The 16,528-nt window shown below is 59.9% G+C and carries 16 protein-coding genes; 9 read left to right on the top strand and 7 right to left on the bottom strand.

From position 1 onward, the window contains the following. Positions 1–44: 44 nt before the first annotated feature. Positions 45–953, top strand: a complete 909-nt coding sequence (locus EHN06_RS18880) for an esterase/lipase family protein (RefSeq protein WP_127334028.1) — start codon at positions 45–47, stop codon at positions 951–953. Beyond that, on the top strand, positions 950–1,225 hold the full coding sequence (locus tag EHN06_RS18875) for a hypothetical protein (RefSeq protein ID WP_127334027.1): 276 nt from the start codon (positions 950–952) through the stop codon (positions 1,223–1,225). Before EHN06_RS18880 ends, EHN06_RS18875 begins: the two co-directional genes overlap by 4 nt. 52 nt (positions 1,226–1,277) lie before the next feature. Here the strand turns inward: EHN06_RS18875 and cysK are convergent, their stop codons facing one another. Further along, positions 1,278–2,249: a cysteine synthase A gene (gene cysK / locus EHN06_RS18870; RefSeq protein WP_127334026.1), complete on the bottom strand. Its 972-nt coding sequence runs from the start codon at positions 2,247–2,249 to the stop codon at positions 1,278–1,280. 39 nt (positions 2,250–2,288) lie between these two features. Continuing rightward, the gene (locus tag EHN06_RS18865) at positions 2,289–5,198 is read right to left on the bottom strand and encodes a transporter substrate-binding domain-containing protein (RefSeq protein WP_127334025.1); all 2,910 of its coding nucleotides are present in this window, start codon (positions 5,196–5,198) and stop codon (positions 2,289–2,291) included. Between the two features lie 121 nt (positions 5,199–5,319). On the opposite strand from EHN06_RS18865, the gene EHN06_RS18860 reads away from it, so the two are divergent. Then, positions 5,320–6,045, top strand: a complete 726-nt coding sequence (locus EHN06_RS18860) for a spermidine synthase (protein WP_127334024.1) — start codon at positions 5,320–5,322, stop codon at positions 6,043–6,045. Here EHN06_RS18860 and EHN06_RS18855 read toward each other — a convergent pair. Beyond that, positions 6,038–6,478, bottom strand: coding sequence for a methylglyoxal synthase (locus EHN06_RS18855; RefSeq protein WP_127334023.1), 441 nt, complete (start codon positions 6,476–6,478; stop codon positions 6,038–6,040). The genes EHN06_RS18860 and EHN06_RS18855 overlap by 8 nt on opposite strands. Before the next feature lie 85 nt (positions 6,479–6,563). Between EHN06_RS18855 and EHN06_RS18850 the strand changes: the two genes are divergently transcribed. After that, entirely contained in the window at positions 6,564–7,346 is a 783-nt protein-coding gene (locus EHN06_RS18850) for an ATP-binding protein (RefSeq protein ID WP_206075687.1), read from the top strand. Between the two features lie 12 nt (positions 7,347–7,358). Here the strand turns inward: EHN06_RS18850 and EHN06_RS18845 are convergent, their stop codons facing one another. From EHN06_RS18845 to pdsR, 3 genes are all read right to left on the bottom strand, one after another. Next, positions 7,359–8,669, bottom strand: a complete 1,311-nt coding sequence (locus EHN06_RS18845) for a DUF3422 family protein (protein ID WP_127334021.1) — start codon at positions 8,667–8,669, stop codon at positions 7,359–7,361. 116 nt (positions 8,670–8,785) lie between these two features. Beyond that, on the bottom strand, positions 8,786–10,798 hold the full coding sequence (locus tag EHN06_RS18840; protein ID WP_127334020.1) for an ATP-binding protein: 2,013 nt from the start codon (positions 10,796–10,798) through the stop codon (positions 8,786–8,788). Positions 10,799–10,801: 3 nt separating this feature from the next. After that, positions 10,802–11,503 carry a proteobacterial dedicated sortase system response regulator gene (gene pdsR, locus EHN06_RS18835; protein ID WP_127334019.1) on the bottom strand — a complete coding sequence of 234 codons (702 nt, stop codon included), beginning with the start codon at positions 11,501–11,503 and terminating at the stop codon, positions 10,802–10,804. A gap of 201 nt (positions 11,504–11,704) precedes the next feature. Between pdsR and EHN06_RS18830 the strand changes: the two genes are divergently transcribed. The 5 genes from EHN06_RS18830 to EHN06_RS18810 all read left to right on the top strand — a co-directional run bounded on the left by EHN06_RS18830 (position 11,705) and on the right by EHN06_RS18810 (position 15,923). Next, entirely contained in the window at positions 11,705–13,837 is a 2,133-nt protein-coding gene (locus EHN06_RS18830) for a marine proteobacterial sortase target protein (protein ID WP_228257354.1), read from the top strand. Further along, entirely contained in the window at positions 13,834–14,445 is a 612-nt protein-coding gene (locus EHN06_RS18825; RefSeq protein ID WP_127334018.1) for a class GN sortase, read from the top strand. Before EHN06_RS18830 ends, EHN06_RS18825 begins: the two co-directional genes overlap by 4 nt. Positions 14,446–14,490: 45 nt before the next feature. Beyond that, the gene (locus EHN06_RS18820; protein WP_127334017.1) at positions 14,491–15,192 is read left to right on the top strand and encodes a lysophospholipid acyltransferase family protein; all 702 of its coding nucleotides are present in this window, start codon (positions 14,491–14,493) and stop codon (positions 15,190–15,192) included. An 84-nt stretch (positions 15,193–15,276) separates the two neighbouring features. Continuing rightward, on the top strand, positions 15,277–15,519 hold the full coding sequence (locus EHN06_RS18815) for a GlsB/YeaQ/YmgE family stress response membrane protein (protein WP_127334016.1): 243 nt from the start codon (positions 15,277–15,279) through the stop codon (positions 15,517–15,519). Positions 15,520–15,521: 2 nt separating this feature from the next. Beyond that, positions 15,522–15,923, top strand: a complete 402-nt coding sequence (locus EHN06_RS18810) for an MAPEG family protein (RefSeq protein ID WP_127334015.1) — start codon at positions 15,522–15,524, stop codon at positions 15,921–15,923. A 62-nt stretch (positions 15,924–15,985) separates the two neighbouring features. On the opposite strand, the gene EHN06_RS18805 is transcribed toward EHN06_RS18810, so the two are convergent. After that, the gene (locus EHN06_RS18805) at positions 15,986–16,429 is read right to left on the bottom strand and encodes an OmpA family protein (RefSeq protein ID WP_127334014.1); all 444 of its coding nucleotides are present in this window, start codon (positions 16,427–16,429) and stop codon (positions 15,986–15,988) included. Positions 16,430–16,528 lie beyond the last annotated feature (99 nt).

The raw sequence follows: 16,528 nt of genomic DNA, 5'->3' as shown, positions 1-16,528 counted from the left end.
CCGAGTACACTGGTAGCTATACCATCAACAATAGCGAATAAGTAATGGACTCAGATACCAGCCCGGCGTGGCAAAGGCATGCTTCGGCCATCCTCAGTGGGTTCCTTGGGGACTGGCTTGAGGCACGGAAAAACCCTTTGGCAGTGCCCATGGAACTGTTCCACGGGCGCTCGTCACTGGATCACCGTGCCCCGCAACTCGATGCCCCGGGTTCCACCCTTTGCCTTTCAATTCACGGGCTGATGGAGCTGGAGTCGGTATGGACGTTTCCCGGTCAGAGCGGCCTGAGTTACGGTTCTCTGCTGACAAGTGCGTCCCGGGAAATTACACCGCTGACTCTGCGCTACAACACGGGAAGGCCGATCTATCGGAATGGCGAGGCACTGGCAGCATTGCTGGAAGACTTGGTGTCTGCCTGGCCGGTTCCGTTGGAGCGTATCGTCCTTATGGGCCATAGTATGGGAGGGCTGTTGATCCGCAGTGCCTGTCATTACGGGCAAGCCCAGAATCATCGCTGGATGGAGTGCCTGACCGACTGTGTTTATCTTGGCTCGCCTCACGATGGTTCCTGGTTGGCCAAAGGGGCGAAAGCCACTGCAGATCTGCTCATGCGTGCTCCCCGTGACTATTTGCGGGTCGCCGGTGAGGTGATCGATCTACGCAGCGAAGGTATTCGCAATCTGTCCCGTGGCGATGTGGTACCTGCGGATCAGGGGGAGCCACCCCTGGTTCCGGGGGTGCGGCATTTCGTGGTCTGCGGTTTGCTGGCCCGTTCCCGGACGCATCCGGTGAATGCCCTGTTCGGGGATGCGCTGGTTCATGAGGCCAGTGCCCGTGGCGAAGAACGCACCGGATGGAAACTTGCCGGCATGGCGAGCTTTCCGGGTGTGGATCATATTCGTCTGGCGCATCATCCTGATGTGGCCCGGCAACTGGTGGAGTGGTTGATATGAAAACCGGAAATGAACATGGTCGTGATTGGTGGCTGGGCATCGCAGATGTATTGACCCATGGTATTGCGCAGGGTGCCGGAAAACTGGAGCGAGTGCATCTGTCGATTGCGGATGAGACCTTTAATGTACTCCATCGCATTCCCGTTACCCGCCCCTGGAGCCGAGCCGTTCGGGTCACTCACCACAACATATCAAAGCTCTCTTATCGGAGCGTTGCGGCAGTGGCCACCGGCGCAGGGCAGTTGCTCGCGCCTCAGGACGAGCGCTGCTAAGTCGCGTGAACGCCGACAGCAGGCTCCCTGCCCGCTGCCGGTGTAGAGGGTTCTACTGAACGTTCTCCTGGTCGCCAAACCGATCCGCAAACAGCGCGGATGACAGGTAACGCTCGGCGGAGTCCGGTAGCACCACGACAATATTCTTGCCTTTGTTCTCTGGTTGTTTGCTGACCCGCACTGCTGCAACCACGGCCGCACCGCAGGATATCCCGGACAGGATGCCTTCCTCCTGGATCAGTCGGTGTGCCATGGCAATGGCGTCTTCGTTACTGACGGTTTCCACTTGGTCGACCAGGTCCAGGTCGAGGTTCTTGGGCACGAAGCCGGCACCAATACCCTGGATTTTATGGGGCGAGGGTTTGGGTTCTTCTCCCGCCATGACCTGAGTGATGATAGGGGAATCCGTGGGTTCCACGGCGACCGAGGTAATGTCCTTGCCCTTGGTGTGCTTGATGTACCGTGATACCCCGGTGATGGTGCCACCCGTGCCCACACCGGCAACGAAAATATCCACCGCGCCATCGGTGTCGTCCCAGATTTCCGGGCCGGTGGTGTCCTCGTGAATACGGGGATTGGCCGGGTTATCGAATTGCTGGGGCATGAAGTGGTGCTCGGGATCGGCGGCCACGATCTCCTCTGCCTTGGCAATGGCACCCGGCATTCCCTTGGCCGGTTCGGTCAGCACCAGTTCCGCTCCAAGGGCCTTGAGCACCTTGCGGCGTTCGAGGCTCATGGACGATGGCATGGTCAGGATCAGTTTGTAGCCCCGGGCGGCCGCGACAAACGCCAGTGCAATACCGGTATTGCCGCTGGTAGGCTCGACAATGGTGATGCCCGGTTTCAGTACGCCCCGTTTTTCGGCATCCCAGATCATGGCGGCGCCAATACGGCACTTCACGGAATACGCCGGGTTTCTACCCTCAATTTTGGCCCAGATGGTGGCGCCGTCATTGACCCGGTTGAGTTTGATCAGCGGGGTGTTGCCGATCGACAGAGAGTTATCTTCGTAGATCTTCGCCATGGGATTCTCCTTGTGATTGTTTCCTGAAAGATTGGACGACTAGGTTGAGACCGCTTTGACCTCCAGCCGGTTCCGGCCATTTTGTTTGGCAAGATACAGGGCCTGATCCGCCTGCCGAAGGAACTCGTCCGGTTCGATAGTGGTGCCGGGAACGCCAATGGCAAGCCCGATGCTAATGGTGAGCCGGATATCCGGGTTGTCACTGACGTTCAGGCTGTGGCTGACCGCCGCGCGGAAGTCGTCGAGCCGTTTGATCATGTCGCCCCTGTCCCGATAGGTGGTGAAGATCACAAATTCTTCGCCGCCAAAGCGGGCGATCCGGTCAGTGTCGCGCCGGAAATGGGCACGCATGCTGTCAGACAAAGCCTTCAGGCACAGATCGCCAGCCTCATGACCATAGGTGTCATTGATCTTCTTGAAGTGATCGGCATCCACCATGGCCACTGCAAAACCCGCGCGATGGCGTTGGCACCACTGGAAACTCTGGTTGAACTCGCGATCAAAATAGCTGCGATTGCCCAGTTGCGTCAGGTCGTCTGTGACACTCAGATGCTGCAGGGTGGCGTTGGCGATTGCAAGTTCCCGGTTCAGGCGCCCGAGCTTTCGATTCCAGTAGAACAACAGGCTCAGGATGATGGCTGCGATCAGAACCAGCTGCCACAGCAGAGTATAGTCCACGGTTTGTTCCAGCTGTACCTTACGCCACTGGTTATCCAGGCGTTGTTTTTCCTCGGCACTCAGGCTGGCCACCAGTTTCTGCATGATACCCAGCAGGATGGGCTCATCGTTGCGAGTGGCAACCGAGAGGGACCAGTCCGCAGGTATGCGCCCGATGACCTTCAGGTCCGCGAGCCCCAACTCCTGCATATGATGGCTGGCGGTTGCCAGTGTCGCAATGCTGCCATCCAGTTCTCCCTGTTGCAGCATGCGTAACCCCGCCTTCTCGTTGGGAATGTCCACCAGCTGGATGCCTGGCTGCCGTTGCTTCAACAGTTCGGCAAAGGCGTAGTCTGAGACAATACCGAGTTGCATACCTTCCAGATCTCCCAGCCCTTCCAAAAATGGCGCCTCGATCCTGCCAATCACCACGTTGGGAATCTGAAGATAAGGTTCCGTGAAGCTGAGGAAGCGGGCCTTTTGCGGGGTTTTCATGGCCATGGGAAGAAGGTCACAACGCCGTTCCCTGACCGCCTGAAGGGCTTTCTGCCAGCTGGCATTTGGTAAAACATCAAAGTGGATATCGGATCGCTCAGCGAACAGCTGGAATACCTCAGCTGACAGGCCGGTATGCTGGCCGCGCTGATTAAGCCCTTCCAGAGGCATCCAGTCGGGGTCAACACACAGTGTCAGTTGCTGATTGCGTTGCTCAAGCCAGGCCTGTTCCTGGTCAGAGAACGTAATGGTTCTTGGCTGGTCAGGCCGGTTGAACGAAGCGCCGAGCCAACGATCCTCAATGATACGCCTCTCGGTAGGGCTGATGGCAGCGAGGGCTGTATCCATTATATTCGCCAGCGGCGCCAGTGCGGGGCGCACACCAAAGCGAAGGTCTTCCCCGGGCGTGTTGCCGAGCGCCAGTTCCCCGGCGATACGGACACCGGTAATGCCCAGCTCCCGTACCCAGTAGTTGCCGTTGGGCAGGGCCGCGAGGACAACGTCCACACTGCCGTCGGCCAGCGACTGGAACATGGCTCGTTGCGAGGTAAAGGTGTGGGTACGGTCACCCAGCCGGTCTTTTACCGCCTGTTCATAGTAAATGCCGGAACCCAGGGCCACGGTGAGACCGTCCAGCTTATCCAGGCTGTCGAAAAACAGGTCATTGTTAAGCGTGAAGGCCACGTTGGGGATCACGTGGTAAGGCTCGGTGAAGTGCGTAAATGACGCCCGCTCGGTGTTAAACGACATATTGGCCATGACGTCAATTTCGCCATTGCGGAACATCCCATAAAGATCTGACCACTGCCCGCCAACGGGGATGACCTGCAAGCCGGTCAGGTCGGCAATGCGGTTAAGGACATCCACTGTCAGTCCCTGCAGCTGTCCTCCATCCTCGAAGCTGAACGGAGCATATTCGTGCATAATGCCGACGCGTACCGGACCCGTTTGCTGGAGATACAGCTGGTCAGCGTCACTCAGGCTGATCCCCGGGGCTTCTGAGATACGGGCGCCGCCATACTCCTGCCAGCGTTCCAGCAGCGTCTCGATGCGCTCTTTCGGCACCGCTTCCAGGCCCGTACGGATTTTTTTGAACAGGGCCTGGTTGGACTTCAGGACTCCAATGCGGATGTCCTCCTGGGACATGGGGCCGAGGGGGGCGGGGCCCGCGAAATCGAGGAAGCGGAAACCGGCCAGGTTGGCATAGTATTTCAGGGTCAGCTCCGGTCCGATAATGGCATCCACCCAGCCGAAGGCCAGGGCACGCATCTGGCTGGACAGTGAATCATAGGTTTTTACGTTGATCCCATTGTCCAGCAGGAGATCCCGGTAGTAGACGTCCCTGACCACGCCAACCTGTAACGCCTTCAGCTCTTCCAGGGAACTGACCGGGTTAATGGGCCTTTCCGTATCATGCATCAGGTAGGTCTGGCGAACGTGGTAGGGCGGGGTGAACAGGATGTCTTTTGCTCGTTCCTCACTGAACGAGATATTGTCGATGGCATCCAGTTCACCATTCAGGAAGGCAGGATAGATCTCCGGCCAGCTCCCGGCACGGAACTCAAAGTTGAGACCGGAATGACGCTCCACTTCCTTGAGGACATCGATGGAGAAGCCGGACGCGTCACGGCCGGTTATGGTGGAGTATGGCTGGTTATCTGCAACAATACCGATCGTGACAGGGGGTGATTCCGCTCCCCTTGCGGGAGGAGCCACGGTTAGCGCCAGCAGTGCTATACACCACAGCAGGTACCAGACCCTGTGTGGTTGGCAGAGCGAAGGGAAGATGGCGCTCATCACGTCGCTTATAATCCTTTATAGGCGGAATAGGTAGTGTAGACGTGTTGGTATTAAGGTGCCTGCATTAGCAGCGTCCAGTGTTAGCATGGCCACTTTGAATACGTTTGGGAAGCAGCGCATGGGCCTATTGTTTGAAGAAATCGACAGCCAACCCTCACAGCTGGGGGAGATTACCCTGCGGCGCCGGCGGATTCCCGCCCTGGGCGAACGGGATATCTATGAAGTGAAGCTGGGCGAGGAATTCCTGATGTCCAGCATGTTCGTGGACGCCGAGGTGGCCCTGTCGGACCTGGGACTGGAAATGACCGAGGGGCAGGCGCTGAAGGTGGTGGTAGGCGGTCTGGGTCTGGGATACACCGCGGAAGCCGCTCTCCGCCATGACCGGGTGGGTGAATTGCTGGTGGTTGACGCGCTGGATACCGTGATCCGCTGGCACGAACAGGAAAAAGTGCCCCTGGGGAAAGTGCTCAACGCCGATGATCGCTGCCGTTATGTCCATGGCAGTTTCTTTGACCTGGCGGTGTCCGACGCTGGGTTTGACCCCGAACAGCCGGGCAAGTTGTTCGACGCCATCCTGCTGGACATCGACCATTCACCGCGAGCGCTTCTGCACGACTCCAACGCCAGTTTCTACACCGGAGACAGCCTTGGCAAAATGGCGGCCCACCTGCACCCGGGCGGGGTGTTCGCCATGTGGTCCAATGACCCGCCGGATGAGGAGTTCATGGCCACCTTGCGAACCCTGTTCACCGATGTGGACGCCCGGGTGGTGTCGTTCTTCAATCCGTTCCAGAACCGGGAATCCACCAATACGGTGTTTCTGGCCCGCAAACCGGTCAGCTGACCTTGCGACCGGTGTAGTCAGAAAAATCCGGCTTGCGCGGACGGTGCTGATCGTCGGTCATATAGGCCGATGTCAGAATAAACTCCGCCGTGGCGCGGTTGCAGGCCACCGGAATATTCCACAGCGCCGCGATCCGCAGCAGGGCCTTGATGTCCGGATCGTGGGGTTGGGGTTCCAGGGGGTCCCAGAAAAACACCAGCAGGTCAATTTCGCCCTCGGCAATTTTCGCCCCGATCTGCTGATCCCCGCCCAGGGGGCCGCTGAGCAGGCAGTGGATGTCGTCCCGTCCGAGGTTCTCTCCCAGTAACCGGCCGGTGGTACCGGTGGCATACAGGGACAGTTGCGCGAAGCGGGTCTGGTTCTCGGACACCCAGTCCACCAGCTCCTTCTTCTTGTTGTCGTGTGCCACCAGGGCAACGGATTTCACAGCCATTTGCGGTAAAGTCTCCTTGATTTGCGATCAATCTGTTTGCCAGTGTTTCATAACCTGGCGACCTGCGGAATAGGACAGAGGTGTGATGAAGACAACAACCATCGATTGGGCGACAACCCCGGCAGCGGTCTGGCGCCGCCACAGATCCGGCCTGAGGGTCATTCGCCGCCTGGATCCGATACAGTGGCAGGCGCTGACCGGCATCGAACGCCAGCAACAGGCGCTGGAGCGAAATACCGAGCGTTTCCTTGCCGGCGAGCCGTCCAATAACGCCTTGCTCTGGGGCTCCAGGGGTACCGGCAAGTCGTCGTTGATCAAGGCGCTGCTGAACCGTTATCAGGACCGGGGGTTGCGGATGATCGAGGTCGACAAGGACGACCTGGTGAACCTGCCGGAGATTGTCGATGATATCTGCGACCTGTCCTACCGCTTTGTGATTTTCTGCGATGACCTGTCGTTTGATGTCGGTGAGTCCGGCTACAAGGCCCTCAAGAGCGTGCTGGAGGGCTCGCTGGAGCTGCCGCCGGAGAACGTGCGGGTTTATGCCACTTCCAACCGTCGACACCTGATGCCGGAGTTCATGTCTGACAACCTGAAAAGCGAGATGCGTGATGGCGAGCTGCATCCGGCGGAGGCGATCGAGGAACAGGTGTCCCTGGCGGACCGGTTCGGCTTGCAGCTGTCTTTCTATCCGTTTTCCCAGGACGTTTACCTGCAGGCGGTGGATGCCCTGTTCCCGCAGGTGGCAGACCGGGAGGCACTGCACCGGGAGGCGGTCCGCTTTGCCACCGCCAAGGGGGTGCGTAACGGCCGTACCGCGCAACAGTTCTACCGGCAGTTTGCCGGAGGCGACCAGCAGAACCGGTAATCAGGGAGTCAGCTACTGCTGCTTGGCCATACGAATGAAGCGATGGTGTACCACCCGCACACCCGTGTACACCAGAGCCATCACCACGGGAATGGCAATGCCCAGTACCAGTGACTTGTTGAGGTCGAACCCGGCTTCGTAAACGGAATCCAGCCCGAGTTTGAGCAGGCCGATCAGGTAGTAGGTGATGGCCACTACCGAGAAGCCTTCCACGGTGTGCTGCATCATCAGTTGAATCTTGGAGCGCCGGTCCATGGAACTCAGTAGCTGCTGGTTCTGGCTCTGGATTGCCAGCTCGACCCGGGTGCGCATCATGTCCGAGGCACGATCGACCCGTCGCGACAGGTCTTCCAGTCTCTCGCTCACCGCTTCGCAGGTTTTTACCGCCGGGGTCAGGCGCCGGGTCATGAATTCGGTGATGGTCAGGTGTCCGGACAGTTCATCTTCACGGAGCGCCTCCAGCCTTGCCAGTACCAGCCGGTGGTAGGCCCGGGTTGCCGAGAACCGGAAAGTGGAATGGGCCCTGAAGGCCTCTATACGTGCGGCTATGGCCGTCAATTCCGCCAGTAATGCGGGCTCGTCAACGTCATCATTGTCCGCCAGGGACTGGGTAATCACCGCCAGTTTCTGGTCCATCTCGTTGAGGGATGGCGAGGTTTCCCTGGCCAGGGGCAGCGCCAGCAGCGACATCAGGCGATAGGTTTCGATTTCCATCAGGCGCTGGGTCAGGCGACCGAGCTGGCTGTCAGACATGTGGTGGTTCATCACCATGAAACGGCCAAAACCATCGCTGTGCAGCTGGAATGTGCCCCATACCCGGGCAGCACCTTCCTGGGGGCTGCTACCCACCAACCTGAGTCCTTCAAAGTGCTGGCGGACATAATCCAGGTCTTCCATCCCTTGCCCGGCCTGGGTCTGCAGATGAATATGAAACGCGGCAATGACGGTGCCTGTCAGCTTATCCAGCCAACCGTCGGGAAGCAGGCTGATGCCGGTTTCCGCGAAGGGCGCGCCAGTCTCTGCCGGATCGAGGTTGATAAAGGTGTAGGACGCAAATTCCATATGCATCTCGCGCCGCACCCGGAGGTTGCCAAAGGTTTTCTCGAAGCAACTGACTTCCTGTTCCGGTTCCGGGTGGCCCAGCAGGCGATGCAGCTCCTGCAGGTGCTGGAACTGAGCCTCGCGCTGCTCGGGTGTGGTGAGAACGGCAATGTGGGTCACCCGGGCAGGCGTTGGCAATACCTGGAAGGGGCGGGAATGCAGCTCGTTATACAGATCATCCCGTAACGGGTGAATGGCAAGGGCTGAAAGGCTTGATCCCACGCTGGTTGGTCTCCACGATGTCAGATGGCTTGAATCCCGGACAGGTCACAAGGGTAGGGGAAAGCCGGGCAAGGGGAAATACGACCAGTGGCTTGTCTGCATACTCTGAAAGTCGCTCACTGGGCTGATACGGGAGTGTGCGTGGGCAGACTGACGGTGAACAGTACGCCGTTGTCCTCATTACCCGCCGTGACTGACCCGCCGTGGTGTTCGGCAATCAGCTTCACGATCAGCAGGCCCTGCCCCAGGTGTCCTTCCTGGGAGCCTTTTCGTATGGATACGAACGGATTGAAAATATCGGAGCTCAGCTGTTCCGGCAGCGGTGGCCCCTGATTAAATACGCCCAGTTCCAGGTTCTTGCCCCGCCGTGTAAGGCGGGTTTCGATCAGGTCGCCGGTCGCGGTGAAGTCCCGGGCATTGTCCACCAGCTTGTCCAGTAACTGGACGATCAGCTCCGGTGATCCGTGCAGGATACAGCCCTCGACAGGTCCCTTGTAGACGATCCGGTGATCGGCATCCAGCTGCTGATAGGCACGAGTGGTCTGGTCCATCACCTCCGCCAGATCGAAGCGTTCCTTCTCGGCATGGTCGAAACTCTGTTCCAGCCTGGCGGCTTCACTCATGCCATTCAGGATCTGGCTGAGCCGATCCGTGGCGGTGGTGGCCCGCTCGATGTAATTGGTGCGTTCACTGTCGGATTCGGCGTGGCGCAGGTTATCCAGGGACGAGCGCACCACGGCTACCGGGGTTTTCAGCTCGTGGGACAGTCGGCGGGAAAAGCTTTCCAGGTATTCGTTATAGCCGTGCAGCCGATCGACCATCTGGCCAAAGTGCTGGTGCAGTTGCCCCAGTTCGTCACGGGCGCGTGTGGTCGGTAACGTACCGATGATCCGGCCGTCGTCGTCGACGCTGGCACTGACCGCCCGTTGCAGTCGGGTGATCCGCCAGGACAGCCAACTGACATAGCCCAGCAGTACCAGCATCAGCCCCACCACCAGCAGGGTACTGCGGGCGATCACCGAGCCCAGGGTATGGCCGGACAGCGACAACAACTGGTCCAGCGATTGCTCAAGCACCAGGGTGCGACCACTGAACACCGGTTGTGTCACCATCAGGAAGCTGTCGCCATCGCGGTGACGTACCAGACCACTGTCGGGAAGGGTGTCGGGGTCGGGCCGGATGGCGGTTTCGTCAATGGGTTGCGGGTTCGGTTGATAGAGCTGCACCAGCGTCCGGAGACCGTTGAGGGCAATCTGCTCCACTACCTCCAGCGGACTGAGGGAGTCGAATTCCGGCCGATGGTGCTTGGTTGCCAGCGCCTGGCGGGCAATGACCCAGCCGTCGGGTTCGAGTACCCGCAGTTGTTGACCGCTGGCCATCTGGCTTGAGAGATGTTGTTCCAGCTGCGGCAACCGGCTCACCAGTACTGGTGGCGGATTAATGGTTGTGCCGGTGGTGTCGATGCCGTCCCTGCCAGGCCATTCGGCAACCAGGCCGAGACGACTGCCTTTGGCTGGCAGCGGTAGTTTCAGCTCCAGCTGGTAGCCGTTCTCGACACTTTCCCAGTAACCGGTAATACGGAAATCGTTATCAGGGTCACGACCGGTGGTGATGGCATTGACGCGTCCGGGTGCCGGTGTCCGGATGATCCGTTCGGTTTGGTGGGCGCCGTCGACCATAATCAGGCGCAGGCGGTCGTGTGATTGGTCGGGAGAGCCGGGGTTGAAGTAACGAATGCCGGGACGTTCAACCCGAACCAGCAGGTACAGGTAGCGTTGATCAGTGGCGGCTTGCCAGCGCAGTGCGGGCGTAGTGGCTTCGTCCGGACTGGCCTGCCATTGTTGTTGCGAAAGCTCTTCGTTGTACCCCGGCCAATCGTAGCCATAACCGTCCATGCGGGGTGGCTGGCTGACCGGGTGGGCATATATGACAGGAGTGCCCGATGGCACTGCGCTATTGCCGATCAGCCAGTCACCGGCGGTTTCCGCCATCCGTTTGGCCTGTTCCTGTAACTGCTCTGCCGCTTGCTCCCGCAGAGCTTCATCCAGTTCCAGCACAAACTGCAGGCCGGCCCATGGAATCAGCAGCATCAGCAGGCTGGCGACAAGCAGCTGGCGCTTCAGACTCAAGGCTTACACCTCATGGGCGTTCCAGCGATAGCCCATGCCGTACGCGGTCTGGATGCCGTCGAAGTCGCTGTCCAGTTGCTGGAACTTGCGGCGGATGCGTTTGATGTGAGACGTCACGGTGTTGTCATCCAGCACCGTGCTGGCGGCTTCCATCAGCTGATCGCGGCTGCGTACGTGGCCGGGATGCTGGACCAGGGAGTGGAGCATCCAGAATTCGGTAACGGTCAGGTCGACAGGCTGGTTTTCCCAGTCCGCCGTCATTCGGTCCACATTCAGGGTCAGCTTGCCCCGCTGGAGCACTTCGTCCGGCTTCTTCAACGCCTCCGCCCAGGCGTCGGCGCGACGCAGCAGGGCAGTGACACGCGCCAGCAGGTGATCCAGGCTCATGTCCTTGGTGACGTAGTCATCCGCCCCCAGGCGCAGACCATGAACGGAATCGATGTCGCTGTCCCGCGCTGTGAGGAAAATGATCGGCAGGGTCTTGGACAGGCTCCTGAGATCCTGGCACAGGGTGAAGCCGCCCTCCGGTTCATCCCCCAGGCCAACGTCGATAATCGCCAGATCCGGCAGGTTATGGCGCAACACCTGGAAGGCACTGGCACGGTCGCCATAAGCGGACACATGATAGCCCCGGCGCTCGAACGCGTCCCGGTAGTTTTCGCGAATGGCGGGTTCGTCCTCGATCAAGACAATGTGCCGCTTCATGTGTCTTTGCTGTCCTTTTCGGCGAATACAGTAATGTGCAGCGCCTATTTAATCACGCCCGCGCACGATCACAAGGAAACGGGGCGCTTTTGCCACAATTCATCATAATTGGCAGCCGCACTGCCAGATTCTGACACAGGATGACCGCTTCGATGGGGTGAAATCAGCATCACGATTCACCAAAAAGAAAGGAATCCAACGATGCTGACTAGCGCTGTAGCAACCCCATCCCGCGGCGCGGCGACTCGCCCGACCGCTCGTCGCGCCATCCGCTGTATGGAAGGAATCAGTCTCTGGCTGGCCTTCCTGCTGATGCTCGCCAGCCACTCGATGATGGCGGAAGCCATGGAGGGCTCTGTCCAGCCCGAGGGCACTGGCGCCTTCCACTTTGTCGACAGTGCCGGCCAGTGGCAGGGGCCAGCCACCCTGCTGACCACCGATTATCGGGTAACGGTCAGCGGTCTGATCGCCGATACCCGCCTGCGTCAGAGTTTCGAGAATACCAGCCAGCAATGGCGCGAAGGTGTGTTCGTGTTCCCGCTGCCGGAGAACGCCAGCGTCTACGCGCTCACCATGACTGCGGGGGAGCGGGTGATCGTGGGTGAGATCAAGGAGCGTGCCGAAGCCAAGCGGCAATATGAGCGGGCCAAAAAGGAGGGGCGCAGGGCGGCGCGGGTAGACCAGCAGCGGCCCAACCTGTTCACCACCCGTCTGGCCAACATTCCACCGGGGGAGACGGTGAGTGTCGAGCTGCATTACCAGCAGGCGGTGCGCTACCAGTCCGGTGAGTTCGAGCTGCGTCTACCCACCACACTCACCCCTCGCTACATGCCGGGAGCGCCCGTTGCCGAGGAGCCGAAACAGTGGCAGGGCGGTTGGGCTACACCCACCACCCAGGTCGCCGATGCTGACAAAATCAGCCCTTTTACTGTCCTGCCGGAAGATGTTGGCCCGGACAGTCACCGGGCGAAGGTGGAACTGGTGATCAACGCCGGACTGCCGGTGGCCACAGTGACCAGCCCGACCCACGGCCTTACCAGCACCTGGAACGGCGACGCGGTAACGGTTACCCCGGACGAGGGCGACATCCTGATGGACCGGGACCTGGTGGTGCGCTGGGCACCGGTACGAGGGCAGGAACCCTCTGCAGCCGTATTTCATGAGCAGTGGCAGGGGGAGGACTACCTGCTGGCCCTGCTAGTGCCGGGTCTGGCGCGGGATCGGCAACTGCCGCGAGAGCTGATCTTCGTGATCGACACTTCCGGCTCCATGGCCGGGCAGTCCATCCGTCAGGCCCGGGCCTCGCTATTGAGGGGGCTGGATACCCTGGGGCCGGGCGACCGCTTCAACGTCATCCAGTTCAACAGCCAGACCAGCACCCTCTACCAGCAGGCGGTGCCCGCCGACAGTTACAACCTGGATCAGGCGCGGCGCTATGTCCGTAACCTGGCGGCCAACGGTGGGACCGAAATGGCCTCGGCACTGGATGTTGCCTTGAGGCAGGGGAGCACGGAACAGGGTGAAGAGAATGCCACCGGGTATGTCCGCCAGGTGGTGTTCATGACCGACGGCGCGGTAGGCAACGAAGCAGCGCTGTTCGACAGGATTCGCCAGCAACTGGGTAACAGCCGGCTGTTCACCGTGGGCATAGGGTCGGCGCCCAACATGCATTTCATGCGCGAGGCGGCCCGCTATGGCCGTGGCACCTACACCGCCATCAACCTGGGCGATGTATCCGGACCGCTGGACGAATTGTTCGGCAAGATGCAGTCCCCGGTACTGACCGATATCCGGGCCCAGTGGCCGGACCAACAGGCCGCCTCTGAGAGTTTTCCCGGGCGCACCGGTGATCTGTTCAAGGGCGAACCCATGGTACAGGTGACCCGCGGCAGGGCCGCCCGTGGTGAGCTGGCAGTGTCCGGCCGGCTGCCCGATGGCAGCCGCTGGCAGCAATCCCTGGACCTGAAACAGGCGGCGCCCGGCAAGGGGCTCCATCGCTACTGGGCGCGACAGAAAATCGACAGCCTGCTGGACACCGGTCTGTCGGCCCAGGTGGATGAGGCCACCCGGCGGGACGTCACCACGCTGGCTCTGGACCACCAGTTGATGACCCGTTACACCAGTTTCGTGGCGCTGGACAAGACACCGGTCCGGGATACCGGTACCGCCCTGGAAACCGATCATCTGCCTACGTTGCTGCCCGCCGGTAGCCAGCCTGCCATGTTGCGCTATCCCCAGACGGCAACAATATCACCACTGTTGATCGCCTTGGGACTACTGGGAGTGATGTTCTCAACGGCGGCATTGATGGTGCATCGGAGGGTGTTCGCATGAACCGGTTACTGCTGCTGATGGTGATGATGTCCGCCACGATTCTGACCGCCGGGTTGTGGATTCCCCTCAAGGCCGTGGTGGCCCAGGAGCTGTTGGAGCTGGCCTGGGCCGAGAGCCAGGCCCGGCAGACCGAGACCCGCCCCTGGCCTTGGGCCGACACCTGGCCGGTGGCCAGGCTGTCGTTGCCGGAACTGGGGCAGTCGATGATTGTGCTGGAGGGTGCCCATGGCGAAAGTCTGGCCTTCGGGCCGGGGCAGGTACTGGGTCACGCCGCCGGTGCCGGGCCGGTGGTGATTGCGGGGCACCGGGATACGCATTTCAGTGGCCTGCGTCACCTGGAGCAGGGCAGTGAGTTGAAACTGCAGACACGCTCCGGGCGCTGGTACCACTATCGGGTCGATAATGTCCGTGTTGTCGACAGTCGCCATGAGCGGATTGACACCAGTCAGCTTGGTGACGACACCCTGCTGCTGGTGACCTGCTACCCTTTTGACAGCCTCGATAATCGTGGTCCCCTGCGTTACGTCGTGGAAGCCAGAGCCGGTCAGCCGCCGCTGGTCAGCAATGAGCGGAATCCGGTGCAAATTGACACTGTTGCGGGGCTATGAGTATGGCTTACACTTGTTCGCCAAATTGCGTAAACGGGTTGTTCCATGGGTGCTCTGAGAAAATTCCTCGCCTGGCTGAGTGTGCCGGTTATCTGTTTTTTAGCGTTGTTGCTCTACATCGCGCGGCCGTTCAATCCGGACAATAACCGGTTATTCGGCTGGGTGGTTGCCCGGGTGGGCCGGTTTATCCTGGGGATGGATCGGCCGCTGAGCGGGCAGGAGAACATGCCCCGGGACCGGCCAACGATCGTCATCGCCAACCATCAACACAACGACGATCTGTTCTTGATGGGGGATCTGTTGCCGCCACGAACAGTAACCGTCGGCAAGTCGTCTTTGGTGTGGATTCCATTTTTCGGTCAGATATTCTGGCTGGGCGGGAATGTAATCCTTGATCGTGCCCGTTCTCACAAAGCCGTCGCGGTGATGCAGGCGACCAGCGACGCCGTTGTGCGGGAGCACAAAAGTCTGTGGATCTTCCCGGAAGGTACCCGCAGCCGCGGGCGTGGACTGCAGAAGTTCAAGAAAGGCGCCTTCCACGCCGCAGTGGCTTCCGGTGCCCCGATTACCATGGTATGTGCCAGCCAGTATGAGGATGGCACTCTTGGCTGGTCCGGTCGCCGCGAGCCGGTATCGATCCGGATTCTTCCTCCCGTTGAAACCTCTGGTCTGACCACCGATGACATTCCCGAGCTGATGGCACGTTGTCAGCGCGAGATGGAAGCCGCCATTTCCGCTATGTCCTGACCGGATGTTCTTGAAGCAGAACAGAAAACAGGGCAGTCTTTCGGAGTCTGAACAATTCGTCCGAAAGGCAGGGAGAGGCGTGTTATGAATCTGATTCTGTTTCTGATTATTGGTGGCGTTGCCGGCTGGCTGGCCGGCCTGATCATGAAGGGCCGTGGCTTTGGTGTGCTGGCCAACATCGGTATTGGCATTGTGGGCTCTTTTATCGGCGGCTTCGTCTTCCGCTTGCTGGGGCTGGCGGCCCAGGGAGCTGTGGGTGAACTGGTGACCGCAACCGTTGGCGCGGTGCTGCTCCTGGCCATTGTCAGCGCCATCAAGAAGGCCTGAATATGATTGTACCTGTTACTGCGGTATTCGCAGCTGTTACCGGTCTGCTGTTGCTGGTGTTGTCGACCCACGTGGTGCGCTTTCGCCTGAAATACCGGAAAGGCATGGGCGTCACGGATGACCGGGATTTCGAAGCCGCGGTGCGGGCCCATGCCAACCTGGTGGAATATGCGCCGCTGGGGCTGCTGATGCTGGGCCTCGCCGAGCTCAATGGTGTGCCCGGGCAACTGGTTTATTGGGCCGGCATGGCGCTTGTTGTCGGGCGTGTTCTGCACGCCTGGGGCATGATCAATGGCCGGGGCGGCACCCATTGGGCCAGGATGGCGGGCATTGTCCTGACCTGGCTGGCAATCCTGGTAGCGGCGCTGCTGTTATTGTGGAATGTGTATCAGGTCTATGGCTGAGGAAAGACTCAGGGTGACAATCGCTCCCCGAGTCTGCCAGCGGCCACACACGGAAAAAAACCTCAGAGTGCCCTGGCCATTTCCAGGGTCAGGTACTCCAGTTCCAGGCGGCGGTTTGCGGCCCGGTCCTCCGGTCGCGCCAGCGGCCTTGAGCTGCCCCAGCCACTGATCACAATCTGGGACTCCCTGACACCTTCCTGCATCAGCTGGCGGGCAGCCGCGGTGGCCCTGAGGCGGGACAGGAAGCGGTTGTAATCTTCCGCACCGAAATTATCCGAGTGGCCGTGGATGTGAATACGGACACCGGGCTGTTGTCGCAAATAGACCGCGTGTTGACGCAGGATCTCCACATCCTGGCTGTCCAGGGTGTGCTTGTTAAAACCATAATGGAAACGCATCCTGTGAGGCTTTTGGGGGCTGTTTTCCATGGTTTCGGACATTATAAAGCCGGCTTCCACAGCGGCTTTTGCCAGCATTTCCGGGTTGTCCAGTACGAGTACGGTCATGTCAGTGTCCTTGTTTCCAGTGTCCGGTTTTTCTTGTTATTCCCGGCTACTATTGGCGTAGCCGGGAATAACGGCAATTGGCGAATGGTCGATAACGGG

This window comes from Marinobacter sp. NP-4(2019), assembly GCF_003994855.1.
Classification (GTDB): domain Bacteria; phylum Pseudomonadota; class Gammaproteobacteria; order Pseudomonadales; family Oleiphilaceae; genus Marinobacter.
The sequence above is the reverse complement of the archived record's forward strand: the minus strand, read 5'-3'. Positions and strand labels throughout refer to the sequence as shown.